Here is a 25,182-nt window from a genome sequence, read left to right on the forward strand (position 1 = left end):
AGCTGCAGGGGGGTTGGCTACGTTTGTTCACCCCAGTCATAGAGTCTATCTATGCTCATGGGGACTCACCCACTTGCCGCCTACCTGCAACGCCAAGTTGTTTGGCTATAGAGTGGCATTATCGTGATTTATGATTAAGCTGAATCGTTTCAGCTTTAAGTTTAAAAAAATTTAGCAAACGCTATGCTTTAACTAATCAGTGGCTTTTTATTAGGTTTAGTCCAAAAAACTCGACTTGGCTACCAATTTAAACCTTTGCTGAATCCTTTCAGCTTTGATACTGAATCGATTCAGCTTATAATTCAACTCAATTAAGGATCAAAAAATTGTTTCTATGATCCCACGCACAGAACCCGAGTAGTGGATATGACACTAGATGAAATTGCCAAATTAGCTGGCGTGTCAAAAACGACGGCCAGCTATGTGATTAATGGTAAAGCGACCAAATATCGCATTAGCCAAAAGACTCAGCAAAAAGTCATTGCCATTGTTGATCAATACGATTACCGCCCAGATTTGGCGGCTTCTTCGTTAAGGGCGGGTAATAGTCGTTCGTTTGGTTTGATTATTCCTGATTTAGAAAACACCAGTTATGCCAAATTAGCTAAATTACTTGAATACAATTCACGCCAAGCGGGCTATCAAATATTAATTGGTTGTTCTGATGATGATGCAGAAATTGAAAAAAATGTTGCCCACGCTCTCGTCTCTCGGCGGATTGATGCTTTATTTGTGGCCAGTAGCTTGGCAGATGCCAGTGAGTTTTATTGGCAGGTTCAACAAGCGGGCACGCCGGTGATTGCTATTGACCGACCTTTGGATGATGAATATTTCCCTTGCGTGGTCAGTGAGGATTTCAGTGCTGCTTTTGAGCTGACTCAATCGGTGTTGAGTGATGAAGTGACCAGCGTTGGTTTGATTGGCGCATTGCCTGAATTGAGTATCTCCCAAGAGCGGCAAATGGGCTTTGAATCAGCCCTGAAACAGGCAAATAAGCACATGATGCTCGGTTATGGTGAGCACTTTAATCGCGAGGACGGACGGCGAGTGTTCGCACAGTGGTACGCACAAGGCCAGGTGCCTGATGCCGTAGTGGTGACTTCTTATACCTTATTAGAAGGGGTATTAGATGTGTTGTTAGAGCAGCCGTCACTAATGGAGAAACTAAGACTGGCAACCTTTGGCGATAATCGATTATTAGACTTTTTGCCGATTAAAATTAATTCATTACCCCAGCAGTTTGAATTGATCGCGGATAGTGCGATGGCATTAGCCTTGAACGCTTCGGCAAAACGTTTTTCCAATGGCATTGAGCTGATCCCACGTCGGCTAAAAGTTCGCCGCTGATCAATGAAAGCGATGATCTTATAATGGCTTAAGGTTATCATAGGCTTAACATAACCTTTGCTTATAGGCTGGCAATGAAGTTTTTACACACTTCCGATTGGCATTTAGGCCGCCACTTTCACAATGTCTCTTTATTGGATGACCAACGGCAGGTCTTAAACCAACTTATCGATTATATCACTCATCATCCGGTGGATGTTTTGTTGATCGCCGGTGATATTTATGATCGTTCTGTACCACCGACTGCCGCAATTGAGTTATTGGATGAAGTGTTAACGCGCATTTGTCAGCAATTACAGACCCCAGTGATCATGATTCCTGGCAACCATGATGGCGCGAAACGTTTAGGTTTTGCGGCAAAACATATGCAGTCGTCTGGTTTGCATATTATCAGTGACTTTACGCAAATGTTACAGCCTGTGGTGCTTAGCTCAGAGCAAGCCGGGGAAGTGGCTTTTTATGGTATGCCTTATAGCGATCCTGAGCAGGTTCGTGATGCGTTTAAAAATAAGGTCAGTACTCATGATCAGGCGCATCAATTTCTTTGTCAGCAGATTGTCGACACGTTTAATCCCAGCCAACGCCATGTCTTGCTCAGTCATTGCTTTGTTGATGGCGCAAGTACTTCTGATTCAGAGCGACCACTGTCGATTGGTGGCGCTGACTGTGTGAATCACCAGCATTTTTTACCCTTTGATTACGTGGCGCTAGGGCATCTACATCAGCCACAATATAAAGGTCAAGACTATATTCGCTACAGTGGCTCACTGATGAAATACAGCTTCTCTGAGCAATATCATAAAAAAGGCATGACTTTGGTTGAATTGAATCAACAGGGTTTTGTTTCAGCACAATCGATTCCGCTCACTGCGCCTCATGATATGCGTATTGTCGAGGGCGAGTTAGAGGCATTACTGGCCCAAGGTCAACAGGATCCTCATGCAGATGATTATCTGCTAGTACGTTTAATGGATAAGCATGCCATTTTAGATCCGATGGAAAAACTGCGTAAAGTATACCCAAATGTGTTGCATTTAGAGAAACCGGGCATGCTAATGGACAGCCAGCAGCCGATGGGGCGTGCTCGCTTGGCGCGTGGTGAGATGGATATGTTTCGCGATTTCTTTCTTGAAGCTAAGCAAGAGCCGTTAACGGAATTGCAAACGCAGGCGATTAGTCAAGTCATCCAGTCACTGAAAAATCAGGAGTCAAATTAAGTTATGCGTCCAATTACTTTGACTCTGCAAGCTTTTGGTCCATTTGCCAACCAGCAAGTAGTCGATTTCAGCGCTTTTGGTCATGCGCCGCTATTTTTAATCAATGGTCCAACTGGGGCGGGGAAAAGTTCGCTGCTCGATGCAATATGTTATGCCTTGTATGGTGAAACCACGGGTAGCGAACGTTCTGGCGACCAAATGCGCTGTGATTATGCGCCGGATTCTGTTCTGACGGAAATAGAGTTTGTATTTGAACTGCATCAGCGGCGGTTTAAGATCATTCGTAGCCCGGATCAGCAGGTCGCTAAGCAGCGCGGTGAAGGTACCACTAAAAAATCCCATGCAGCCAGCTTAATTGAACTGATGGCTCATGAGGAAGAAAAGCTGCTGGCTCACAGTCCGAAGCGTGTTGCTGCCGCCGTATTGGAATTAATTGGCCTAGATGTCAAGCAATTTCGCCAAGTGATGGTGATCCCGCAAGGTAAATTTCGAGAATTATTGGTAGCGAACTCAAAAGAGCGTGAACAAATCTTTGGTCAGCTTTTTCAAACCCATATTTATGCGCAAATTGAACGAGAACTCTCAGAGCGTGCCGTTGGGATCAGTCGTCAAAAAGAACAATTTGATCAGCAAATAAAAGGGGCGCTGAATGTGGTTGCCATGGCCAATGAAGAGGAATTGCAGCAAGCACTGATCAGCATTGAGCCAACCCTAAAAAACAATGAGCAAAGCCACCAACAGGCTCAACAGCAGCTTGATGTCCTCAAGCAGCAATGGCACGCGGGGCAAGAGTTACAAGAGAAATTCAGTCAGCAAGAGCAACTGGCTCGCGAACAAGCACAATTAACGGCACAACAGACTGAGATTGATGAACTGCAACTAAGACTGCAACAAGGCCAAAAAGCGGCGCAGCTCGATTTACCTTATCAACAATTATCTGATGCACGCCAGCAATTGACGCTGGCGGAGCAAGCGCAAAAAAGCCATCAACAAGCGGTGACTCAAGCAGAGCAGCAAGTGGCTAGCGCAAGGTTGGCTCACCAACAGGCTGAGCAAGCCGCGCAACAAATTGAGACGCTAAACCAACAGTTGTATCAACTGGAAAGTATTGGCAAAAAATGGGTGGAGTTAGAGCAACAACAGCGTCAGCAGAGTAAAGCACTTACGGAGTTAAAGGCGGAGCAGACTCAGCATCAGCAGTTGAAAAATCAGCTGACTGATCTCGACAATCAGCGTCAACAGCAGCAGCAAGCGTTAGAGTTGCTAGTCAGTCAGCGCAGCGGTCTAGAAGCCAAGCAATTGCAGCTTAGTCAATTAGATGAACACATTCAGCTGCGTGTTAAGCAGCGCGCTTTAACTGAACAAATCAATCAGTTACAGCAGGCGCATCAACAAGCTGGGCAAGCTTATCAGCAGGCGCAGCAGCAAACGTTGCAGGCTAGCCAGCACGCTGATCAGTTGGAATTTTATTGGCACAGTAATCAAGCCGCAGAATTGGCACAGAAACTCGTACAAGGCAATCCATGCCCAGTTTGTGGTAGTGAGCATCATCCCCATATTGCTCAATTTACTGGTCAAGTAGTCAGTAAAGAGCAAGTTCAGCAAGCACGTCAGGCGCAGCAGCATCATCAAGCGAGTGAAACCGAGCAGCTAAAACAATACCAAAACGCTGAGAATAATCTGAATTATTATCAGCAGCAGCTCAAGCAGCTTGCAGAGCAAATTGAGCACAAAGCTCTGCCAGAATTAACCTTATTACAACAGCAATATCAGACCTTAGCCGCGGATATTGAGCGCTTAGCGCAGTTAAATCCGCAAGCACTTGAGCAGCAACTGAGCCAAGTGATGGTGGCCTTGCAGCAAGTTCAGTTACAACTTGAGCAGCAGCAGTATAGAGTCGAGCAAGCCAGTAAAGCAGAGATTGAAGCACAAACTAAAGTCGCCAGTTTACAAGCCGAAGTTGCTAGTGAATTTACGGATGCCGCACAAGTGCGCGAAGCCTATGGGCGAGTGAAAAAACAAATGACTGCCTTGCAGCAAGCTGAATTACAGGCACGAACGCAACTCGCGGAGGCGCAGCAAGGGTTTTCTTCCGCTCAAGCAAGTTTAACCAGCGCCGAGCAGCAAGCGAAACGTTGGTTGGCAAGTGAGCAGCGCTTAGCTCAAGAATGGCAAATGGCGCTTAATGGTAGCACTTTTTCCTCGCTAGAAGATTATTTGCAAGCCAAGTTGACAGAAGAGACGCGTTTATCCATCGAGCAGAAAGTTCGTCAATTTGAACAGCGTCGAGCGACGCTTCAAGGGCAGAGGGATGCTTTGGCTAAGGTATTACACCATCAAACACCACCGAATCTCACCGAACTCAAGGCCGCGGTAGAACAGCAACAAGCGTATGTTACGCTTTGCTTGCAGCAGCTCAGTGAAGTTCGTTCACGTTACGACGGTTTACGTCAAGTGAGCGATAAGCTGGTCACGCTGTATCAAAACAATGCGCAATTGGAAAAAGAGTATCAAATTTACGGCACATTAAGTGATATAGCCAATGGACGCACAGGCGCTAAAGTGAGTCTGCATCGCTTTGTGTTAGGTGTGCTGCTTGATGATGTCTTGATTCAGGCCTCGCAACGCTTACAGATCATGAGTAAGGGACGGTATTGGTTAAAACGCAAAGAGGAACGCGCCAAAGGTAATGCCGGTTCAGGGCTCGATTTAATGGTCGAAGATGGCTATACCGGAAAATGGCGCGATGTGGCGACATTATCGGGCGGAGAATCTTTTATGGCGGCGTTAGCATTGGCATTAGGTTTATCCGATGTGGTGCAAGCCTACAGCGGTGGAATTCGTCTCGATACCCTGTTTATTGATGAAGGATTTGGCAGCTTAGATCCTGAATCGTTAGATTTGGCAATTCAAACCTTAGTGGATTTGCAACAGGGAGGGCGTTGCATTGGTATTATTTCTCACGTTGCTGAGCTCAAAGAGCAAATTGCATTACGTTTGGATATCGTGACTTCAACCCTCGGCAGTAGCATTAAACTTGTTGTATAGTTCAAAGATAGGATAGAGGATTGATCAATGGATCATAGGCAGCGATAACTCATATGGATGCGGTAAAAAAAATATACCAATACGCAGAACCAAACTTAACGTTAGTTGGATGGATGGGCTTCATCGGTTTTCCGATTTACTACTATGTATGGACTTATCTCTTTCCTCAGGGCTATGAATCATTTTGGCTGCGGGGATTTTGCTCGTTGTTGTTTGCTGGGATTGCTTTTCGCCATTCATTTCCTAAAGTTTTACAGCGTTATTTACCTTATTACTATCTCCTGTCGATAGGTTTTTGTTTGCCTTTCTTCTTTTCTTTCATGATGTTGATGAACGACTGGTCAACAGTCTGGGCGATGTCTTTCATGGCCTCAATTTTCTTGCATATTTTGTTAGTTCATGAAACGAAGATAATGTTGCCACAAGCCATTATTGCCGTGCTATTGGCCTACTTCTCGGTTTATGTTGTCGTAGATGCCGCCCCTAGTCAGATGATTTCTTGGACTTATGTGCCTATTTTTATTTTTACTTATGTATTCGGCAATCTGTTCTATTTTCGTAATCAGGTCTCACACGAGAGCAAAGCATCATTAGCAAAATCGTTCGGCGCTGGAATTGCACACGAAATGCGTAACCCACTCAGTGCGCTCAAATCTTCGCTAGATGTTGTTCGCTCTCTGGTACCGGCTCCTCATTCAGGTTTGCAAACCTACATCATTAATCAACAAGATTTACAGCAATTGCATGAAATACTAAATGATGCGGATGAGGTGATTCATTCTGGTAATGAAACGATAGATTTACTGCTAACATCGATCGATCAGCACCGTGTCTCGACGTCGACTTTTCGCAAGTTATCGGCCGCTGTGGTGGTTGAAAATGCTATCCACTCTTTTGCCTACAAACGAGCGGTTGATCGAGCGGCGGTTTCATTTGTTGTTCATCAGGATTTTAACTTTTTTGGTAGTGATACCTTACTCAAATTTGCGTTGTACAATTTATTGAAAAACGCGTTTTACTATCAAAGCAGCGAAGCTTTTTCAATTCATATTGAATTAAACAGAGTTAATGGACAGAACGTTATTACCGTTAAAGATAATGGCATCGGCATTGAAGCCGAACGGCTCGAAGAAATTTTTAAGGATTTTTATACCTTTGGTAAACATAATAGCTATGGATTAGGGCTGCCTTTTTGTCGAAAAGTCATGCACTCGTTTGGGGGTGAAATTGTTTGTCGTTCCGTCTTTGGTGAATGGACCCAATTTACTCTTCAGTTTCCCGATGTTGAGTCTGAACGCATCAAACAGATAAAACATGAGTTAGTAAAATCTAAATCGATATTATTGATTGGTGAACCGAGTTTATTAAGTCGACATTTAAATGAACAAGCGTTTTATTTAGGCTTGACTTTGCATACGCTAACACTCAATCAAGCGATGCAAAAGGAAGCGTACGAGTTTGAATTTGATCTTATCTTCGTTGATTTAGCGCCATTTGATACACAGTGGGATCAATTGAGCCAGTTGGAAGGTCAGTTGCATTTCACGGAGGCGAGAATATGTTATATTTACGACCAATCTCAGCGCTATCCGGTCAATATTTCTCGTTATTTAACGATTTATCCAATCGAGATACGTCATTTATTAAAAGATAGTATTGGAACTATTGAAAAATTACTATTTTCGATTGATGAAGTTGCAGTCGAACGGGGAAATATTCCACAACGAGAGATCAACTATCAACGAAGTATTCTGCTGGTTGATGATAACGACTCTTTACGTGCTTTCTCAGCTATTTTATTGGAAAGGCAAGGATATGATGTTTATCAAGCTCACGATGGTCAACAAGCCTTAGAGATACTAAAACAACATAAAATGGATTTAATCTTAATGGATGTTGAAATGCCCGTCATTGATGGATTAGAGGCGACCAATATCATCCGAAACTCAATGGCCGAATATCGTAAAACGCCTATTATTGGTTATACTGGGGATAACAGCTCAGAAACAATAAATTGCCTTTATCGTGCAGGCATGAACGATTACATCGTTAAGCCTGCTGATAAGGATAAATTATTAAATAAAGTCGCTGACTGGTTATAGGATATAGGAATCCTCCTATATCCTATAGTGATTTACACAGTATTTCTCAATATTAATAAAGTTGATTTTATATAAATTCTTGAGTTTATCTATAGTGATAAATTTAGAATGCTATAAATCTACTTGAGTTAATAGTTAATCATTTAAAATAGAGTTGTTTATTGTTTATCGCAGATTCGCACACTGAGAGAATTTTTTGAATATCAGATTCTTTTAGTGCACTATTTAATGATAATCGAATAATGTTTTTATTTTTTGCTGTAGCAGGTCGACAAAAGACCGCACCAAATACGCCATTCTCTTCTAGAAAATCACGCACGTTTTCGGTATTACGCTCATCACCTGTTTCTAACGCAATAATTTGCGATTGACTACGAATTGTAAAACCAAGATCAAGCAAACCTTGACGTAATCGCTCACTGTGGTGAAACAGCTGTCTCCTTCTATCATCCGCTGATTGTATTACCGATAAGGTAGCACTGAGCGCGGCGACTTCATAAGGAAGAATGGTTGAGCTAAAAATCGCGGGATAACCGACAAAAGGTAAACAGCGATCAACATGATTATTCGCCCAGATTGCGCCAGCTCGATAAGCAAAACTTTTCGCTAAGCTAACCGTCATAAAATCAACCTGTGATGATAAACCAAGTTCGGCGAGCAAACCGGCACCTTTAGGACCATGAGTGCCGAGTGAATGAGACTCATCAACTAAAATAGCGCAACCATACTGTTTGGCTATCGCGACTAAATCCGTTAATGGGGCGACAGTACCAATTGTGCTGTAAATAGAATCGACCACGATCAATCCTGGTCCATGGCGTTTAATGAGTTTCACTAAATGATCACAGTGATTATGCATAAAAGGATGCAGATGAGCGTTGGCATAGCGAGCGCCTTCCCAAAGTGACATATGAGCAAAAAAATCGATATAGACATTAGTGTCAGCTGAGCAGATCGTTTGTAAGAGTGCGGTATTCGCATTCCAACCAGACTGAGAAAGTAAACACGTATCAAATTGAGCAAATTGGGCAAGCTGTTGCTCAAGATCAGGTTTATCAGCATCATCTTGTAAAAAGATCGCTGACATAAATACGCTATCAGTACTGTCATCGATGGCTTGCTTTAAGTGAGCTTTAATGAGTGGATGATGAGATAAACTAAGGTAATCATTACTCTGCAAAATAATATCATTAGTGCTTGGACGCTTGCCAAGAACTAAGTGTTTACCATTATTATTGCTATCAATAAGGTCATTAATAAATACATCTAATCGTTGCTGAATAAACTCAGGTAGTTGTTTTTTTGAGGTGCCATATTTCATGGTTAATATCCTTTTTTGAAAGTAAGCGCCAGCTGACAAAGGATATATTGTCGTATAAAAAAATATTGTCATTATCGAAATATTATTATTTTGCGCGTATTAGCAAACTCAATTATAGTGCCTTTATTATGTGTTGTTGATCCGTAGGCTCAGAGAGCCTAATTAAATAGTAATCAATTTAATCGCTCTATTTATTTTTTGTCATTTGAAGGTGTAGTGGTGTAACCATGTTCATTTTTTATCTATGCTGAGGGTAGTGAAAGCTAGAATCACTCTCGGTAACGGTTGTTGTTGGATGAGAGAATTCATCACTGAGTGGTTATCTACTTATAAGATTAAGTCATTCGCAAATAAAGTGAGAATAGCAATAAAATAACCGCCGAAAACAGACGTTTTCAGCGGTATATTAAGTGTAGAGATTGAACGTTATTGGCTTTGAATAAGCGTGCCTTACTTTAAGCCAATTGGATTAAACGTTTAATTAATCGATCAATGCCGACTGCAGCTTGCGATAGATTTTCCGCAAGCATGTAAGCAGGAGTCGAGAGAACGTTATGGCGTTGATCGTAAACATAATCATCAACGGGACAATTCACGTGCTCTCCACCCATTTGATTAAATGCACTTGCTGTGTGTTGGTCATTGCCAATGGTGCCTTCTACGCCGGTTGGATAAATAAGCGGGATGAGTGCAGGCGAGATACATAAATAACCGGCGGGTTTACCACTTTGAGCAAAGTCACGACAGACTTTTGCGACCTGCTCATTGAGCGTGCAGTTGGCTCCTTTGGTGGCAAAATCGCTGAGGTTTTTGGCGACGCCGAATCCACCTGGGAGCAGTAATGCATCAAAATCTTGAACATTGAGCTCTGCCACATCTTGTACTTTGCCACGAGTCAATCTTGCTGCCTCGACCAGTACGTTTCGAGTTTCAAGCATGATTTCACCAGTGAGGTGATTCACCACTTGAGTCTGCTCAATATTTGGCGCAAAACAGGCCCATTGCGCACCTTGTTTTTCAATTGCATAGAGGGAAAGTACCGATTCATGAATCTCAGCGCCATCGAAAACCCCGCATCCACTTAATATCACAGCAATCTTTTTCATTACTCTGCTCCTTAATCAGTTAACGGATCTAATATGAGATTAACATCTTATTAAAAACAATCTACACTTGCTCAGCAAATTTGAGGAGTAAATGATGAAGTACGATTGGATTTTGTTTGATGCGGATGAAACCTTATTCCATTTTGATTCTTTTAAAGGAATGCAGTTGATGTTCTCCCGTAAAGGTGTGGATTTCACCGAGCAAGATTTTATTGAATATCAAGAGGTTAACAAGCCTTTATGGGTAGACTATCAAAATGGTGACATTACGGCAGCACAGCTAAAGCACACGCGATTCGAACAATGGGCAACAAAACTGAATACCACGCCAGCTGAATTAAATAGCGCATTTTTGACCGCGATGGCGGATATTTGTACTTTATTACCTGGCGCGCGAGAATTATTAGAAGCATTACGTGGTAAGGCAAAGCTTGGCATCATCACGAATGGATTTACCGAGCTACAAGATGTTCGATTAACCAAAACTGGTATGAAGCACTATTTCGAGCATATCGTGATTTCAGAACAGATTGGTATTGCTAAACCGGATGCAGGTATCTTCGCCTATGCCATGGAAATGATGGGGCATCCAGCTAAGGAAAAAGTATTGATGGTGGGGGATAACCCACACTCTGATATTTTAGGTGGGTTGAACTTTGGGCTTGAGACATGCTGGTTGAATACTCATCAACATCCAAAACCAAGTGGTATCAATGCGCATTATGAAGTGGCGTCATTACACGAATTAAAAACGATTTTGCTGGCGTAACTAAGATAGGCAAAACCTGATGCAAAGTTAACCTTTGCATCAGGTCAAAGCGTTTAGCGGTTATACTCGCCGTTGCGCTCTGGTTGATCGATAATATCGATGATTTCGATGGTGCGTTCAACGCCGTTTGGCATTGGCCAAGTCAGTTGCTGGCCTTTAGAAAGCCCAAGTAATGCGCTACCAACGGGAGCAAAGATTGAAATATCATCGTTACTCTTAACGTCATGAGGGTACACCAAGGTTTTTTGCATCACATCGTCACTGCCTTGAAACTTAAATTTCACAGTAGAATTCATGGTGACGACATCCGCAGGAATCTCTTCAGGCGCTAACACGGTGGCTCTGTCGAGTTCATTTTCTAGACGTTCTAACTCTTGAGACAACTTAGGTAGTTTGTCCATCAGTGCGCTAATTCGATCCATATCCAGAGTCGATACGATAATCGCGTTATTATTGTTTGGCATTTTGTTTTCTCCAAAAAGAAATACCGCCCTGAACGTATCAGGGCGGCATAGAAACTGATTTAGTGGTACCGCTTGGCACCTATTGTGATATAGAACATAAACCGAATGGAGAGAAAATACAATCTATATGCCCATAGTTTTACATTTTTGCGCTACTATCGACATGTCAGCTATGGTTGGACTCTTCCATTGGCGTTGTCGAGAGAGATATCGGCGCTATCATTTTAATCAAGGATTATCGTGCAGTATTTAGCGATTAAAGACATTATCATTGAACAGATAAGCTCTGGTCAGTTGTCTGCCAGACAAAAACTGCCTTCAGAGCGTAAGCTGGCTGAATCATTCTCAACCACTAGGGTAACTTTGCGTGAGGCGCTCTCTTTACTCGAAGCTGAAGGGCGGATTTATCGAGAAGATCGTCGCGGTTGGTTTATTTCTCCTTTGCCACTACGCTATGATCCAACACAAAATCTAACGTTTGAACAGCTAGCAAAAACTCAGCAACGTGTTCCAATGGTGCAATTACTCTCTGCTAAAAGTCGCTTAGCCAATCAACAGGCCAGTCACTTATTGCAGCTCAAGCCTTTTTCAGAAGTGTATCATCTTGAACGCGTTCGCTGTTTAGAGCAAAGGCCGGTTGCTTTTGTGACCCATTATGTTAATCCAGAACGTTTTCCGAACTTACTGACTTTAGATGTAAGTCAATCGTTGACTTTGCTCTATCAACAACACTTTTTTACCGAGTGTGCGACGATACGTTACCGTATTACCAGTCGATCACTGTTGGGTGAGATGGCACAAGCTCTACGTACGACGCAAGGAACACCGGCAACGGTTATCGAACGAATCAGATACGATGCAAAAGGTGAGTTAATTGATGCTGAAGTAAGTTATTGGCGTCATGATGCCATTGTGATTGAATCTTTATTGACGGTGCAGAGAAAGCACAGTGACGATTAACCATATTAAAAACACGACTGGATATAAGTTGAATATCCAGTCGTGTTTCAGTAAGCCAGTGGGGGGAAAACGGCGTTAGTTTTAACTGTTCGCTTCAGCGTCTTCTCGTTTTATCACTTTATGCCCATCTTCTGTTACGCCATTCTTCCAATAGCTGCTGATGTATATATGATCGCGATCCACTTGCTTGTCATTACGAAAGTATTGGCGAAGCTCGCGCATAGACTCAAACTCACAAGCACACCAAACGGTGCAACGTCCTGCTAACCAAGGTTGAGCTTTTACGGTCTGCGCTAGCGTTTCTCCTTGCTCAGTATGAGCCCAGATGATGTTGACTCCTGGTGGCGCGATTAACGATTGTTGATCGTCAGGATGAGTAATTTCAATCACGGCATAGCCTTGAGCCTGTGAGTCTAAGCTCGCGAGTGTTGTTGCCAGCGCGGGTAGTGCCGTCATATCTGCAGCTAAACAGACCCAATCGGCTGCCCAATTTGGGCCCTGGCTTTTACCTGGTCCGGCGATGAATATTTCATCTCCCACTTTTGCGTTTTCTGCCCAGCGAGCGGCAAAGCCACAGGACAGATCCTCGGTAATATGTCGGACGAAATCGACAGTCATTTGATTGGTTTGAGGATTAAATTCACGAATGGTATAAGTACGTAAAATTGGTCGCTCGTTTGGCATCAATCGCGAGAGATCAGGATCACCTTGTGGGGTGAAAATCAGTTTAAAGTAGCCGCCAATACTTTGCTCACCAAAATGGGCGATGGTATCGCCTTGCAGCACGATACGTTGAATATTGGGAGAAAGGCGCTGAGTCTCGGCCACAGTCACCAGATAGAAGTCACGTTGTTTTTCTTGATTTGCCATATACATTCATCAAAGTAGGGGGTTATTTTCTCTATTACCTTAGCGGTAAATGAATCATTCGGCAATGATAATCGTTGTCGTTTATATCTAAGCATAAAAAACCAGTGCAAGTCTCACGCCGTGTTGAGGATCATGATAAAATCCATCCTTAAGAAATAAAAAGGTCGTTTATGAAGCATTTACATACCTCTATTCATCCTGAGGTGGCTGAACTCAGTCAATATACTATTGTCCAACGCAAGGCTGCTCGTGCGATCGTTCTCGATGGCGATGATATTTTACTGCTCTACACTCAGCGTTATCATGATTACACCCTGCCCGGTGGTGGTATTGATGAGCATGAAGATATTATTCAAGGGCTCGTGCGTGAGCTGGAAGAAGAGACGGGGGCAAATCATATTCATCATATTCAACCCTATGGTATTTATGAAGAATTTCGCCCCTGGTATCGCGATGATGCAGATGTGATGCATATGATTTCCTACTGCTATTCCTGCAAAGTGGATCGTCAGTTAGGTGATACTCGTTTCGAAGATTATGAAATAAAAAATGGCATGCAGCCGATGTGGGTGAATATCCATCAAGCAATTGCTCATAACGAGCAGACGATGGCTTGTAGTGATAAAAAGGGTATGAGCATTGAAAGAGAGACCTTTTTATTACGTTTAGTCGCTAAAGAAATGGCGATGAAACCCTAAAATAAGTCATGATACCGCCTAATCGACAATGTTGTTGGCTTAGTAGGTATGACAAGCCTTGTTTCTGGTCTTGTCTGTGAGTGTATTCGGTATACACTAGCGCGAAATATTGAATGAGAAATGATCATGAGTCAAAGTGTTGACGACCAACAAGAAGTGGAAATTGAAGCGATTGGTGTAGAAGTTGATAATCAGCCGATTGAATTATATAAGGTGCTCAAGCTGGCTAATGCAGTTAGCGGGGGGGGAGAAGCGAAGCATGTCATCGCTGAAGGCTACGTTGTCGTTAACGGTGAGCTAGAAGCTCGTAAACGTCGTAAATTGTACGATGGAGACTTGATTGAGTTCAATCAAGAATATTATCTAGTGATTTGTGATGCGCCGGTGACAGAGCCGATTGAACGCCCATTAAGTGCAGAAAAAGCACCAACCAAGAAAAAATCAACCTCCTCGGCCCCTAAAGCAAAAAAATCACAATCTAAACTATCTCAAAGCTCAAGCCGCCAATCTAACCAGAAGAAGGCTAAAAGTAACAGTAAAAATAAGACAACTCATAAAGCGGCTGATGTGGTTACCGTTGATGAGCAATGTGACCACGAGAGCGGACGCAGTCGGATCCGCTTTTTTTAGTGCGATGTGGCAAGGGAGCCAGCGGCTCCCTTGCATTATTTATCGCCAATCATCATCAATAAACGTTCTTCCTTCGAGTGCGTAAGGATCTTCATCGAAAGGGTGTTCCATTTTGCCTCGAAGTTGCTCTAACTGTTTTTCAAGGTGGTTGACGGTTTGAAAATCACCTTCTGAACACGCAACGTAAATTTGTTGCTCTAAAGCATCGATGTTATCTCTAATGTTCATCTCACACCTCCGGTTATCTACGTGAGTTGGGAGTTACTGGCCATTCATGGTTAGTATATACCCTGTTTGGTGAATGTGCAGAGATGGCAACATTCATTATCTGAGGTATAAGTAAAAAATGAAAGGCACTGTTATTGATTTCAATCAGTTCGACCGCACTGGGCTTATTTCCGGTGAGGATGGTAACCGATATCCATTGACTATATACGAGTGGAAAGGCGAACAGGGGCCAAAAATTGGTCTTACGGTTGATTTTTTTGTTCAGGATGGTCAAGCCACCGCGATTTATCCGCTACCGAGCAGTAAGTCATCGAAGAAAATTGTTGCCGCTTTACTGGCATTTTTCTTCGGCTCGTTAGGGGTACATAAGTTCTATTTAGGGTATACCAAACAAGGATTGATCATGTTGTTTGCTTTTCTCTTAGGCTTTTTGTTACTGGGTATACCTTCGGCGATCATTGGCATTATCGCTTTTGTAGAGTTTCTTATTTACGTGACGAGATCCGATGAAGAGTTTGAGCAGACTTATATTTTGAGCCGTAAACCTTGGTTTTAGAGTATTTGGAGAAATAAAAACGCGCTGCTTTTTAAAGCGGCGCGTTTTTTTATAAGGAAGTGTTGAACCGTGAGATTAAGCAGTTTTCAACTCTAAAACCTCTGGACGAGTCACGGGTTTGGTCACTAAGGCCAGTACAATACACAGAGCCATCATTGCCGCTGAGATACTGTAAGCGAGCTGGTAACCACCGCCATGTGTCATGGAATAGCCAACCACCGCCGCGCCAATTGCGCCACCGATGCCCCATGACGTATAGAGAACACCGTAGTTAGTGCCGTAATTTTTTAAGCCATAAAATTCAGCCGTGATCGATGGAAATACGGCAAGTAGAGTACCGTAACCGACAGCGGCGATGGCTGTACCGATAATCAGTGTCCATTCAGAGTCAAATTGAGCAAACAACATCATATTGGCTCCTTGCAGTAAAAAGGCAATCAGTAAAGTCTTTACGCCGCCGATTTTGTCTGACAATACACCCGCAGCAATGCGCCCACCTGAGTTGAAAATCGCTAAAATAGAGGCAAGATAAACGGCATTAGGTAAGCTTGCTTGTACGCTGGCGATATTGGTTATATTGCCAATAACCATTAAGCCAACCGATGCGGCTAGGGCATACATGATCCATAAAGCGTAAAATTGTGGGGTTCTTAGCATGGCTCGCCAAGTCATATCATTATTAGCAGACACTTTTTTGGCTTGTTGTCCCGCTTTTAATACAGGTTCAGCGGGTACATAGCCACTTGGCGGATTATTGATAGTGCATGCCAACGGCACGGCGATAACCAACACGCCGATACCGAGTAAAATGAAGCTAGTTTGAATACCATAATGAGTGATCAGTGTTGAGGTTAAAGGAGCAAGATAAATAGCGGCTAAACCAAAACCTGCGGCAATGAGTCCATTAACCATTCCCTTCTTTGAAGGGTGAAACCACTTCATCGCAGAAGGAGAAAGGCAAGCATAACCAAAGCCGATACCAGCACCAGTGATGATGCCAAAAGTAATATTAAGCATGGCTACGGAGGAAACGAATCCAGAAGCAATCATGCCTAAACCAGTTAGTGAGGTGCCAAGAATAAGAATGTTACGTGGTCCCATTTTATCTTGTAGGACACCCGCGATCAGCAATGAAACTGAGAAAGCAATGGTTGCAAGGGCATAAGGGGAAGAGGCATCGGCTGCACTCCAGCCAAAATCATTAACGAGCGCTTTATTAAATACGCTCCAAGCATATAGGATGCCAAGACAAAGGTTGATACAAAAACCAGCTAGAAGAATACGTAGCGCTTTATCAATCTTGCTCATTAGTTGGGATACTCAAAGGTCAGTTCAGGAAAATGCCAACGGCATTAGTTAAAAATTAGTTTGCAATTATCAACACAAATCACAAAACGCGCGGATTATAACCAATATCGGTGTGATTGGAATCACTTTTCACATTTGATTGGTGAAAATTATTGATGCCGCTTGAGTAGAAGTGCGGACCATTGATTTGGGTGATGATATGGGGGGGGGTGAGACGAACAAGATCGACATTATGGGAGGGAAAATGCCTATCATTTGGCCTGGTAAGATTAAAACTTAACCCATTGATATTAGTTTGTTTATTTTACAAGCAAACAAACAGAAATTATTAAAAAAGGCTTTTCTTTTCTCATAACTATGGCAATATACACCACGTAAGCAAGCCAGACCAAACAAAGCGTGCGTCGTATAATGGCTATTACCTCAGCCTTCCAAGCTGATGATGCGGGTTCGATTCCCGCCGCACGCTCCAATCATAGTTAAAATCACCCAATAAAGCGCAAAATGCGCTGTTTTTTTGTCTTTTGTCCAGCAGATAGTCGTTTCCTTTATCATCACCGTTTTATTTACAAAGCAGTCCTTAGATTATTGTTGAAACTCATTGCATTTTCGTCGTAATAAAGAGTGTCTTTATCATACAAGTCTATTGTGACTTATTTCATTTCGCCTATTGCTGTGGTCGTAGCGTCGGGATAATTAAATGGAAAAGCTTCGATAGGAACGGGGCGAGAGAATAGATAGCCTTGGAAGTCTAAGCAGCCATAACTGGCGAGAGCGAGTCTTTGCTCTTGTGTTTCGACCCCTTCAGCAATAACTGATAAATTCATACTTTTCGCTAGTGAAACAATGGTACGAGCAATATCTGCATCATGAGTATTAGTTAATAAATCTCGCACAAAAGATTTATCTATTTTAAGTTGATCTAAAGGCAATCGTTTTAAGTAGTTGAGTGATGAGTAGCCGGTTCCAAAATCATCGAGGGAAAAGCTGACACCGTGCTTTTTCAGTTGCGACATTTTTGTGATGGTATCTTCAAGATCTTGATGAAGCATACTTTCTGTTAGTTCAAGTTTAAGACGATGGGGGTTTGTTCCATAACGTTTCAATGCATCTAGAACCTGTTGGACAAAACCAGTTTGATGAAATTGCTTGGCACTAATATTAATGGCTAAAACTAATGGTTCAGTTAAGGGTGAGTTTTGCCATACAGCCAGTACTTGGCAAGCTTGATCCAATACCCATTCACCTAAGGGAAGAATTAATCCAGTTTCTTCAGCAATAGGAATAAACTCCATTGGTGAAATCGTTCCTTGCTTAGGATGTTGCCAGCGAATGAGGGCTTCAGCGCCAGTAAGCGTACCATCATGGGTGACTTGTGGCTGATAATACAAAGTAAATTCATTACGAGTTAAAGCATGGCGAATATCATTGGCCATCGCAGCATGCTCTAACACTTTGGCTTGCATTTCTGGATTAAAGAATCGATGCGTATTACGCCCCGCTCCTTTGGCTTGATACATGGCCAAGTCGGCGTGTTTGAGTAATTCATCAATGCCTTTATTCTCTCCGAGAAACAGAGTAACACCAATACTTAATGTGCTAAAATGTTCAATGTTATCAATGTAATAAGGTTTAGATAGTGTATCTAAGATCTTATTGCACAATGAGTCGGCGCGTTGAGATGCAATGTCTGAATTGGTATCCAATTGTTCAAGAATAATGACAAATTCATCACCACCGATTCGAGCTACGGTATCTGTTCTACGTACACAATTAAGCAATCGTTGGCTGACTAAGGTTAAAAATTTATCCCCAGTATCATGGCCGCGAGTATCATTCAGAGTTTTAAAATCATCTAAGTCTAAATATAAAATTGCACCATATTGTCTACTTCTTTGGCTATTGAGTCTGGCGGATTCTAAACGCTCCATTAATAACTGACGATTAGGTAAGCCAGTTAATTGGTCGTAGAAAGCCAATTGCTTTATTTTACTTTCGGCAGCGTTGCGTTGGGTAATATCAATTAACGTGATAACATAATTAATAATCTCATTATCGTTATCACTCATCACGGCGGTGATCATCGTCCATTGTAGATATTCTTCACCATTTTTTCGCTTATTTAATATTTCACCCTGCCATGAACCTTGGGTTTGTAATTGTAGTTCAAGATTGTCATAAAACTCTTGATTATGACGACCCGAACGAATGACTTTAATATGGTGACCTAGTACATCCTTCGCTTGATAACCAGTGATGTCAGTAAATGCTTGGTTAACTCTGAGGATATATTTTTTCTCATCGGTTACCACCATACCTTCGGCGGATTCAAATACGGTCGCAGCAATTTTTAGATTCTCTACCATATGCTGCATGGCCTCTCCGACTTGATTGTATTCATAGACCCCAGTAGGAGAGAATCGTACTCTTAGTCCCTGTTGAACGCCTTGGATATAGTTAGTCAATTGGCTTATCGCTCGACTATGACTCAAATGTAAAAGCCAAGCGGCAAAGGTCAGTAATAGTAAAAATCCGCCAGATAATAAGACGAAAGTTTGCCAATAATGTTCAGAAACAGAACGAAATCGTTGCTTATCAATCCCCATTTTTAAGCTTAAGGGATAGACTTTATTTTGAATATTCAGAGGCGAATTTAATAGATATAGATTTTCGTAGACACGCATTTGTGATGAAGCAGCCTCTTCACTCGAACGTGCTGGAAGCGTGATACTTGGACTATATTGAATAAGTCTTGCCTGCTGATAATGAATAGACAGAGCATCTAAATCGGCCCGTTCCGCGAGCGTCTGAATAAAGCTACGGTTTTGTCCAATCGCCAAGCCAATAAACATATAACCGCGTAATTGGATACTCGCTGGGTCAAAAATTGGAGTCGCTTTGAGTAAAGCAGTTAAATTTGGACTGTGTACTAATGTCCATTCACTCGTATAGTGTAATGGGGAGCGTAGGGAGGTTAATATCGGTGTAATATTGTATAAAGGAAGTCCTGCATCCATCAAAACGGAGCCAGAAGCGTCGGTTAAAAAGAAGATATCAAGGTTGGCCCCTAATGCTGAATCTTGAAACATATAGATCATATCCTCAGCAATATTATTAAACTCAAAGCTTTCACCAGTTAATGAAGTGAACACTTGATTAGACGCCGTCGTGTGTAAATAAACCTCTAATAAGTCTAGGCGATTTTCTATTAAGCTTTGTACGGTTCTTTGTCGTTGTTCTAAACTGTTTTTAATTTCTGAATGTAAACTGACTTCTGCTGTGCGGATTGAATAAAACATCGAAACGAGCAGAGCAAACAGACTCAGAAAACCAAAAAGCAAAGTAATTCGGGTAGTGAATTTGAGTTCCCACCTGTTTCTTTTGCTTTTTTTTCCTATCTCTGAGCTCGGTGACATTAATGTGTCTCTCCTCGAATCTTATTATTCTATGATTCTGATTAGTGTATTTCAATCAGTGTTATAAAAATGTTCAACGAGACTCTGAGATTAATTGCTTATATTCTTTTACTTGGGCGTTGAATAATTCAATTAATGCTGGTTCATCCATAAATATAATGGGCATTTTTATTGTCTCTTCTGTGACTTGTTTAAATCGAGCGTCTTGAATCGCTGATTGCAGCGCTTTACTTAAAATGTCAACTTGGTCGTCAGGGGTATTCGCTGGCACGGCAATCACACGGATCGCATGCATACTGACGTCATAACCCAGTTCTCTTAAGTTGGGTACCTCTGGATAATGAACCAGTCTCTCATCGGCTAAACTTGCCAGCACACGCATCAGTCCTGAGTCAGTATAAGCGCTGTGTGTACCGCCACTAAAGGCAAGGTCGGCATCCCCAGAAAGAATTAATGGCGCCATACCCGCCCCTCCGGTGGTGGGCATAACACGTAATATAATACCCTCTCGTCGCATGATTCGATTGATTACGAATCGATCTTGAATGTTTTGTGAAGCATAAACCAACCCGGGATTGGCTTTGGCATAGTTAATAAACTCAGCCCACGTAGCAAATGGAGTATTGGGGCCGGTGACTAAAGCAATTTGATCCAGAGTAATGCCTGCTACATATCGAAAACTGTTGAGTTGGTAAGAAGCCGGTGTCGCTAACGGTGCAAATGTATAAGGCAGAGAAAGACCAAATTGAAAGGTGTAGCCTTGATCGCGGCTATTGGCCAGCATTGCAGCAGCAGAAGCACCGCCCGCGCCAGGGTGATAAATGATATTCACTGGTTGGCCGAGTTTTTCGGAAAGTACTTTCGCAAGGACTTGGCCTTGAATATCCGTACTTCCTCCAGGATTAAAACCGATCAACATAGTCAGTGGCTGACTAGGAAAATTAGATTGAGTGAACGCAGGTAGTGTGAATACCGATAGCAATAATAACCATAATAACTGAGTTAATCGTTTGGTTTGTCTCATTATCATGCTACCTATCTGGTTGAATTATTCTAAGTTTAGGAGTGGTTTATGGTTCTGTCTATGGCAAGCGATGATGATAAATAACCAATGACTCACCCAGTCGGCTAATTTTGCTGTATGGCATGCTAACGTTGTTTGGTGATGGTTTAACTTACTCTATCTAATGAGGAAGGCCAATACATTTTCCAGTACCCGCAAATAACCCAAGCGACCAACCCCGTCGCGACAAGCAGTTCAAATAAACCAAATAAATGTAACCAATACCAGTGTGGATAAGACTCTGAAAAATAATCGGTTAAACGGTGCATAGCAATAGCGCTGATCACCGAAGGAAAGGTAAGTGCCGCAATGGATGGTTGAAAGGCTAAGCGCAATAGTCTGAAATAACAGAGATAAATTAACAGGGTCATGGTAATAGCGATTCCTGCTAAGGCTCCCGTGAGGATGGGGTCGGGAGTTGCAAAATTGACCAGATAGGTGGCGAGAGTGAGGTTAATGGGTGCAGCCATAATCGCTAAGGTTGGCCGCGCGCGTCTGGGCAGCATGCCTTCAAAGACTAAGCGATAGAGCACGACGGGTAACATCACAAAATAGATAGCAATACAGAGACTAACCAGCGTTTCAGAGAAAACAGTATGACCAAACTGTGTCCCAGCAAGAGAGCTGCTGATCAGCCCTACTGGATAGAGAAACCAACTGGGGACAATATTGGATATTTTAAAATTCAGCAGTTGAAAACGGAAAAATAGCACCATCATGGTGATGTGTAGCAATAGAGCGAGAGCCCAGATCGGATAGGCAATAGATGGAGAAATGACCGCTAAATAATCACATAAAATCAGCAACGCCATACTCATCGGAGCCATTAAACTGCCATGTAAAGGATGGCGGAGATCATTAATAAAAGATGAATAGCTGGTGAGATATTTAGCTAAAACGGGCAGTAATAATAAACTACCAAACAGCGCAAAATAAGGATGGAAAAGAGAGCCCCAAGTGGGTGAGTAAAGTGTCCATGCTTGGCCTAAGCCGATAACGCCCAAGGCTAGAGCGGCTTGCGAAGCCGGTACGCTTTGTACGTGTAGTAATCTTTTCCAGTGCAATGTTCACTCCATTGAAACGCATAACCAGCCATAAAAACAGCGGCGATTCTAGCAAGTTTATGCGTTACATGGGTAATCAATCACGGGATAAGAGTCACAAAATGATCACATTTACCGATATTAGCTTTTGGGCAGCTCTTGTTGGCGCAGTTTTTCTTTTTTTATCGTTCTATGTAGAAGTTGACTATAAATAGGTTTACCACCTAAAAGCTGAGCAAAAATGACTGCACCGAGACTGGTAATGATCAAAGGTAAGATTAAATAATAATTATTAGTCATTTCAATCACTAATAAAATACCAGTGATCGGTGCTCTAACCGTAGCAGCAAACAGTGCTCCCATGCCTGCGATTGCAAACATTCCGGGTTCGATATTGAGTTCTGGAAACCAGCTTTGAACGATTAAACCAAAGGCGTAGCCAAACAGTGTCCCTAATGCCAACATGGGAGCAAAAATGCCACCGGGAGCGCCAGAGCCAAAGCAGAGTAGGGTGGTTATGATTCTCCCTAAAAATAATAACAGTAAGACGCCAGTGGTATATTCTCCCATAGCCACTGAAGGGATTAAGCTAATTCCTCCTCCGGTTAGGTCTGGGATATAGAGGAGAGTTAACCCAAAGCAACCGCCAAGTAATGACCCTGTGAGTAGATAACGATGGCGGATATTATGATGAAGGCGTATAAAAGCGTCTTGACTAAGGGTGATCAGCCGATTGAACGCGACTCCAAAAAGGCCAAATAATGCGCCAAGCAATAGGAAAAAACCGAGTGCAGAAAGTTCAGGGGTCGAATATTGTGGCAAAGTGATGACCGCTTGTTGGCCATTAATGACTCGGTACACAATATTGGCTGACACGGCTGCAATGATCACACTACGTACGGAAATGAAACTGTAGCGAAATTGTGGGCGCATTTCTTCCAAAACAAACATAATACCCGCAAGAGGGGCATTAAACGCAGCGGCAAGACCGCCAGCAGCACCAGCGGCAAGCAAAGAGTGTCGAGTATCATCGTTTTTTACTCGAAAAACATCAGATACCATTCGACCAACGGCACCGCCCATTTGTACGGTTGGACCTTCTCTTCCCAACACCATACCTGAGCCAAGCGCGCCCATACCGCCAATAAATTTAACCGGTAAAACGCGCCACCAGCGAACTGGGCGAATATTATCCATTGCTCCTTCAATTTCTGGTATACCAGAGCCTGCGGCTTCAGGTGCGAATCGATGAACGAGGTAGTAGCCGATTAAGGCTAGACCTGCACTGATCAAAAAAGCGGCTAACCAAAGAGGAACCAGTGAAGTAATCGAGCCCACTAACCATTCGGTGCGTGACTCTGAGACGAAATGCACGGCAAGTTCGAAATAAGTAGCGATCAGGCCTGCAAATATTCCGACTATCATCGATAAAAATAGGATGGGTAATGAAAGCTTATCGTTGGCAAGAAATTGGCTAAAGTTATCTTTAGGTATTTTATGGAGCAATCGATGAGAGAATTTCTCGCGGATAAGCATGTATACAATAGCCTTATAATATGTGACAAAATGTAAATTATACTTGGCGAATCTTTTAACTATAGCTTTAAAAATGAAATATTGAATTGGAAAAATAGCTCTTGTGTTATAGGTAATAATGATTTTTGGGATAAGATCGCAAAGTCGTATTTAAACTCAAAAATAGCTAAGAAAAAAATGGTGTTTTTCTAAAAATGAGCGATAGTTAAAGCGTAAGGCGAACAGAGTATTTCAACAGGAGGAAACGCAAGCCTTACCTACAACTTGGATGGATTCAACCTACAATTCAGATAGCCTCGATTATGATCAGGTTGCAACTATAGCCTTCCTGATTCGCACAACTCACGATTGAGTTACGAGGATTAAGGCGCGCTTATACAGTGCGCCTTTTACTATTCAAGTGCTTGTCTTCGGCTCGTTTCAGTCTACACCTCTTTGTTTTTTGTATATACTCCGCGAAAAGGAGTACCACGATGACAAAAAAAGTACCGACTAATATTATTACTGGCTTTCTTGGCGTAGGTAAAACGACCACGATTTTAAACTTATTGAAGCATAAACCGGCGGATGAAAAGTGGGCGGTGTTGGTGAATGAGTTTGGTGAAATTGGTATTGATGGCGCGATGATGTCTGAACAAGGGGCATTCATTAAAGAAGTCCCGGGTGGGTGTATGTGCTGTACGGCGGGTGTACCTATGTCAGTGGGGATTAATACCCTATTAAGACAGAAGCCCGATCGTTTATTGATCGAACCGACAGGCTTAGGGCACCCCAAGCAAGTTATCGCCACTTTAACTTCTGCCCAATATCAGCCTTATGTTGACCTCAAAGCGACCATTGCATTAGTTGATCCGTGTCATTTAAGTAATGATAAATATTTGACGAATCAAAATTTTAATGATCAATTAGCCAGTGCTGATGTGATTGTTGCCAATAAAGTTGATCAAGCAACGCCAACAGATATTGAGATTTTCCAGACTTGGTTCGCCAGACAGCAACCAGCGAAAGCGGCTTATCAGTTAGTCAGTCAGGGCAATTTACCGCTCTCGATGCTTGATATAGAACGTAGTGCGGAAAGTGCATCAAGCCATATCGAAGCTCATCACCATCATCATGCGCAATTAGAGCCACAGTTTGCTTTAGCACCGGGACAAGCATTCCTACGTAAAGAAAATCGTGGTCAAGGCTACTACAGTTGTGGCTGGCTATTCGGTGCGGAGTATCTATTTGATTTTGATGAGTTATTTTCAATGCTTAGTGCCCTAACCGCTGAACGAGTGAAAGGGGTGCTGAATACGAGTAAAGGTTGTTATGCTTTTAATGCCAATAACGGGGTGTTATCGGTTAACGAGTTAACCCTACAAGGCTTTGAATCTCGTTTAGAAGTCATTGATTCACAATTGATGCCGTGGGATCAATTGGAGTCAATTTTATTGACCTTAGCCAACATCAAATGATGATTGATTCAGAAAGATAAGAAGACCGTTTCTCAGCCTTCTT

The 25,182-nt window shown here is 42.5% G+C and carries 20 protein-coding genes and 1 tRNA gene; 11 read left to right on the forward strand and 10 right to left on the reverse strand.

Going from position 1 to position 25,182, the window contains the following annotated elements:
- The first annotated feature begins 366 nt into the window (after positions 1–366).
- The 4 genes from cra (at position 367) to AACS00_RS09395 (ending at position 7,714) form a co-directional block, all read left to right on the forward strand.
- Positions 367–1,347 (forward strand): catabolite repressor/activator, encoded by a 981-nt coding sequence (gene cra / locus AACS00_RS09380; RefSeq protein WP_110167212.1) that lies wholly within the window; start codon positions 367–369, stop codon positions 1,345–1,347.
- Between the two features lie 74 nt (positions 1,348–1,421).
- The gene (locus tag AACS00_RS09385; protein ID WP_110167213.1) at positions 1,422–2,564 is read left to right on the forward strand and encodes an exonuclease SbcCD subunit D; all 1,143 of its coding nucleotides are present in this window, start codon (positions 1,422–1,424) and stop codon (positions 2,562–2,564) included.
- A 3-nt stretch (positions 2,565–2,567) separates the two neighbouring features.
- Positions 2,568–5,612 (forward strand): AAA family ATPase, encoded by a 3,045-nt coding sequence (locus tag AACS00_RS09390; RefSeq protein WP_110167214.1) that lies wholly within the window; start codon positions 2,568–2,570, stop codon positions 5,610–5,612.
- 53 nt (positions 5,613–5,665) lie between these two features.
- Positions 5,666–7,714: an ATP-binding response regulator gene (locus AACS00_RS09395; protein ID WP_072671117.1), complete on the forward strand. Its 2,049-nt coding sequence runs from the start codon at positions 5,666–5,668 to the stop codon at positions 7,712–7,714.
- Positions 7,715–7,853: 139 nt separating this feature from the next.
- Here AACS00_RS09395 and cqsA read toward each other — a convergent pair whose 3' ends face one another.
- Positions 7,854–9,035 (reverse strand): alpha-hydroxyketone-type quorum-sensing autoinducer synthase, encoded by a 1,182-nt coding sequence (gene cqsA / locus AACS00_RS09400; protein WP_110167215.1) that lies wholly within the window; start codon positions 9,033–9,035, stop codon positions 7,854–7,856.
- Between the two features lie 455 nt (positions 9,036–9,490).
- Positions 9,491–10,141, reverse strand: a complete 651-nt coding sequence (elbB, locus tag AACS00_RS09405; protein WP_110167216.1) for an isoprenoid biosynthesis glyoxalase ElbB — start codon at positions 10,139–10,141, stop codon at positions 9,491–9,493.
- A gap of 94 nt (positions 10,142–10,235) precedes the next feature.
- On the opposite strand from elbB, the gene yjjG reads away from it, so the two are divergent.
- Entirely contained in the window at positions 10,236–10,910 is a 675-nt protein-coding gene (gene yjjG, locus AACS00_RS09410) for a pyrimidine 5'-nucleotidase (protein ID WP_110167217.1), read from the forward strand.
- A 53-nt stretch (positions 10,911–10,963) separates the two neighbouring features.
- Here the strand turns inward: yjjG and rnk are convergent, their stop codons facing one another.
- Positions 10,964–11,374 (reverse strand): nucleoside diphosphate kinase regulator, encoded by a 411-nt coding sequence (gene rnk / locus AACS00_RS09415; RefSeq protein ID WP_072671121.1) that lies wholly within the window; start codon positions 11,372–11,374, stop codon positions 10,964–10,966.
- A gap of 240 nt (positions 11,375–11,614) precedes the next feature.
- Here rnk and phnR point away from each other — a divergent pair, with 240 nt between their 5' ends.
- Positions 11,615–12,334 carry a phosphonate utilization transcriptional regulator PhnR gene (gene phnR / locus AACS00_RS09420; protein WP_110167218.1) on the forward strand — a complete coding sequence of 240 codons (720 nt, stop codon included), beginning with the start codon at positions 11,615–11,617 and terminating at the stop codon, positions 12,332–12,334.
- An 81-nt stretch (positions 12,335–12,415) separates the two neighbouring features.
- On the opposite strand, the gene AACS00_RS09425 is transcribed toward phnR, so the two are convergent.
- Entirely contained in the window at positions 12,416–13,204 is a 789-nt protein-coding gene (locus tag AACS00_RS09425) for a siderophore-interacting protein (RefSeq protein ID WP_072671123.1), read from the reverse strand.
- A gap of 170 nt (positions 13,205–13,374) precedes the next feature.
- On the opposite strand from AACS00_RS09425, the gene AACS00_RS09430 reads away from it, so the two are divergent.
- Together AACS00_RS09430 and AACS00_RS09435 are read left to right on the forward strand one after the other, a co-directional pair.
- Positions 13,375–13,902, forward strand: a complete 528-nt coding sequence (locus AACS00_RS09430) for an NUDIX hydrolase (RefSeq protein WP_072671124.1) — start codon at positions 13,375–13,377, stop codon at positions 13,900–13,902.
- 126 nt (positions 13,903–14,028) lie between these two features.
- Positions 14,029–14,532, forward strand: a complete 504-nt coding sequence (locus AACS00_RS09435; RefSeq protein ID WP_110167219.1) for an RNA-binding S4 domain-containing protein — start codon at positions 14,029–14,031, stop codon at positions 14,530–14,532.
- A 39-nt stretch (positions 14,533–14,571) separates the two neighbouring features.
- Here AACS00_RS09435 and AACS00_RS09440 read toward each other — a convergent pair whose 3' ends face one another.
- A complete protein-coding gene (locus tag AACS00_RS09440) occupies positions 14,572–14,760 on the reverse strand; it encodes a hypothetical protein (RefSeq protein ID WP_004396488.1) in 189 nt (62 codons plus the stop codon).
- Between the two features lie 118 nt (positions 14,761–14,878).
- On the opposite strand from AACS00_RS09440, the gene AACS00_RS09445 reads away from it, so the two are divergent.
- A complete protein-coding gene (locus AACS00_RS09445) occupies positions 14,879–15,316 on the forward strand; it encodes a TM2 domain-containing protein (RefSeq protein ID WP_072671126.1) in 438 nt (145 codons plus the stop codon).
- Between the two features lie 75 nt (positions 15,317–15,391).
- Here the strand turns inward: AACS00_RS09445 and AACS00_RS09450 are convergent, their stop codons facing one another.
- Entirely contained in the window at positions 15,392–16,624 is a 1,233-nt protein-coding gene (locus AACS00_RS09450) for an L-lactate MFS transporter (protein WP_072671127.1), read from the reverse strand.
- Between the two features lie 397 nt (positions 16,625–17,021).
- On the opposite strand from AACS00_RS09450, the gene AACS00_RS09455 reads away from it, so the two are divergent.
- Positions 17,022–17,096: transfer RNA gene (locus AACS00_RS09455), tRNA-Gly, on the forward strand.
- 181 nt (positions 17,097–17,277) lie between these two features.
- Here AACS00_RS09455 and AACS00_RS09460 read toward each other — a convergent pair.
- From AACS00_RS09460 to clcA, 4 genes are all read right to left on the reverse strand, one after another.
- Positions 17,278–20,040 (reverse strand): EAL domain-containing protein, encoded by a 2,763-nt coding sequence (locus AACS00_RS09460; RefSeq protein WP_110167220.1) that lies wholly within the window; start codon positions 20,038–20,040, stop codon positions 17,278–17,280.
- Positions 20,041–20,113: 73 nt separating this feature from the next.
- Positions 20,114–21,064, reverse strand: a complete 951-nt coding sequence (locus AACS00_RS09465; RefSeq protein ID WP_110167221.1) for a tripartite tricarboxylate transporter substrate binding protein — start codon at positions 21,062–21,064, stop codon at positions 20,114–20,116.
- Positions 21,065–21,210: 146 nt separating this feature from the next.
- Positions 21,211–22,167: a TDT family transporter gene (locus tag AACS00_RS09470; RefSeq protein ID WP_110167222.1), complete on the reverse strand. Its 957-nt coding sequence runs from the start codon at positions 22,165–22,167 to the stop codon at positions 21,211–21,213.
- Positions 22,168–22,287: 120 nt separating this feature from the next.
- On the reverse strand, positions 22,288–23,682 hold the full coding sequence (gene clcA, locus AACS00_RS09475; protein ID WP_110167223.1) for a H(+)/Cl(-) exchange transporter ClcA: 1,395 nt from the start codon (positions 23,680–23,682) through the stop codon (positions 22,288–22,290).
- 473 nt (positions 23,683–24,155) lie between these two features.
- Here clcA and AACS00_RS09480 point away from each other — a divergent pair, with 473 nt between their 5' ends.
- The gene (locus AACS00_RS09480) at positions 24,156–25,139 is read left to right on the forward strand and encodes a CobW family GTP-binding protein (protein WP_110167224.1); all 984 of its coding nucleotides are present in this window, start codon (positions 24,156–24,158) and stop codon (positions 25,137–25,139) included.
- Positions 25,140–25,182 lie beyond the last annotated feature (43 nt).

It is taken from the genome of Vibrio sp. 11986-1-5 (assembly GCF_963878025.1).
GTDB classification, from domain to species: Bacteria; Pseudomonadota; Gammaproteobacteria; order Enterobacterales; family Vibrionaceae; genus Vibrio; species Vibrio injensis.

Coding starts and splice junctions, on each gene's coding strand:
- clcA (WP_110167223.1), bottom strand. CDS start 23,682: ATGCTTATCCGCGAGAAATTCTCTCATCGATTGCTCCATAAAATACCT.
- AACS00_RS09430 (WP_072671124.1), top strand. CDS start 13,375: ATGAAGCATTTACATACCTCTATTCATCCTGAGGTGGCTGAACTCAGT.
- AACS00_RS09480 (WP_110167224.1), top strand. CDS start 24,156: ATGACAAAAAAAGTACCGACTAATATTATTACTGGCTTTCTTGGCGTA.
- cqsA (WP_110167215.1), bottom strand. CDS start 9,035: ATGAAATATGGCACCTCAAAAAAACAACTACCTGAGTTTATTCAGCAA.
- AACS00_RS09445 (WP_072671126.1), top strand. CDS start 14,879: ATGAAAGGCACTGTTATTGATTTCAATCAGTTCGACCGCACTGGGCTT.
- AACS00_RS09385 (WP_110167213.1), top strand. CDS start 1,422: ATGAAGTTTTTACACACTTCCGATTGGCATTTAGGCCGCCACTTTCAC.
- AACS00_RS09435 (WP_110167219.1), top strand. CDS start 14,029: ATGAGTCAAAGTGTTGACGACCAACAAGAAGTGGAAATTGAAGCGATT.
- rnk (WP_072671121.1), bottom strand. CDS start 11,374: ATGCCAAACAATAATAACGCGATTATCGTATCGACTCTGGATATGGAT.
- AACS00_RS09460 (WP_110167220.1), bottom strand. CDS start 20,040: ATGTCACCGAGCTCAGAGATAGGAAAAAAAAGCAAAAGAAACAGGTGG.
- AACS00_RS09390 (WP_110167214.1), top strand. CDS start 2,568: ATGCGTCCAATTACTTTGACTCTGCAAGCTTTTGGTCCATTTGCCAAC.
- yjjG (WP_110167217.1), top strand. CDS start 10,236: ATGAAGTACGATTGGATTTTGTTTGATGCGGATGAAACCTTATTCCAT.
- elbB (WP_110167216.1), bottom strand. CDS start 10,141: ATGAAAAAGATTGCTGTGATATTAAGTGGATGCGGGGTTTTCGATGGC.
- AACS00_RS09440 (WP_004396488.1), bottom strand. CDS start 14,760: ATGAACATTAGAGATAACATCGATGCTTTAGAGCAACAAATTTACGTT.
- cra (WP_110167212.1), top strand. CDS start 367: ATGACACTAGATGAAATTGCCAAATTAGCTGGCGTGTCAAAAACGACG.
- AACS00_RS09450 (WP_072671127.1), bottom strand. CDS start 16,624: ATGAGCAAGATTGATAAAGCGCTACGTATTCTTCTAGCTGGTTTTTGT.
- AACS00_RS09465 (WP_110167221.1), bottom strand. CDS start 21,064: ATGAGACAAACCAAACGATTAACTCAGTTATTATGGTTATTATTGCTA.
- AACS00_RS09395 (WP_072671117.1), top strand. CDS start 5,666: ATGGATGCGGTAAAAAAAATATACCAATACGCAGAACCAAACTTAACG.
- AACS00_RS09425 (WP_072671123.1), bottom strand. CDS start 13,204: ATGGCAAATCAAGAAAAACAACGTGACTTCTATCTGGTGACTGTGGCC.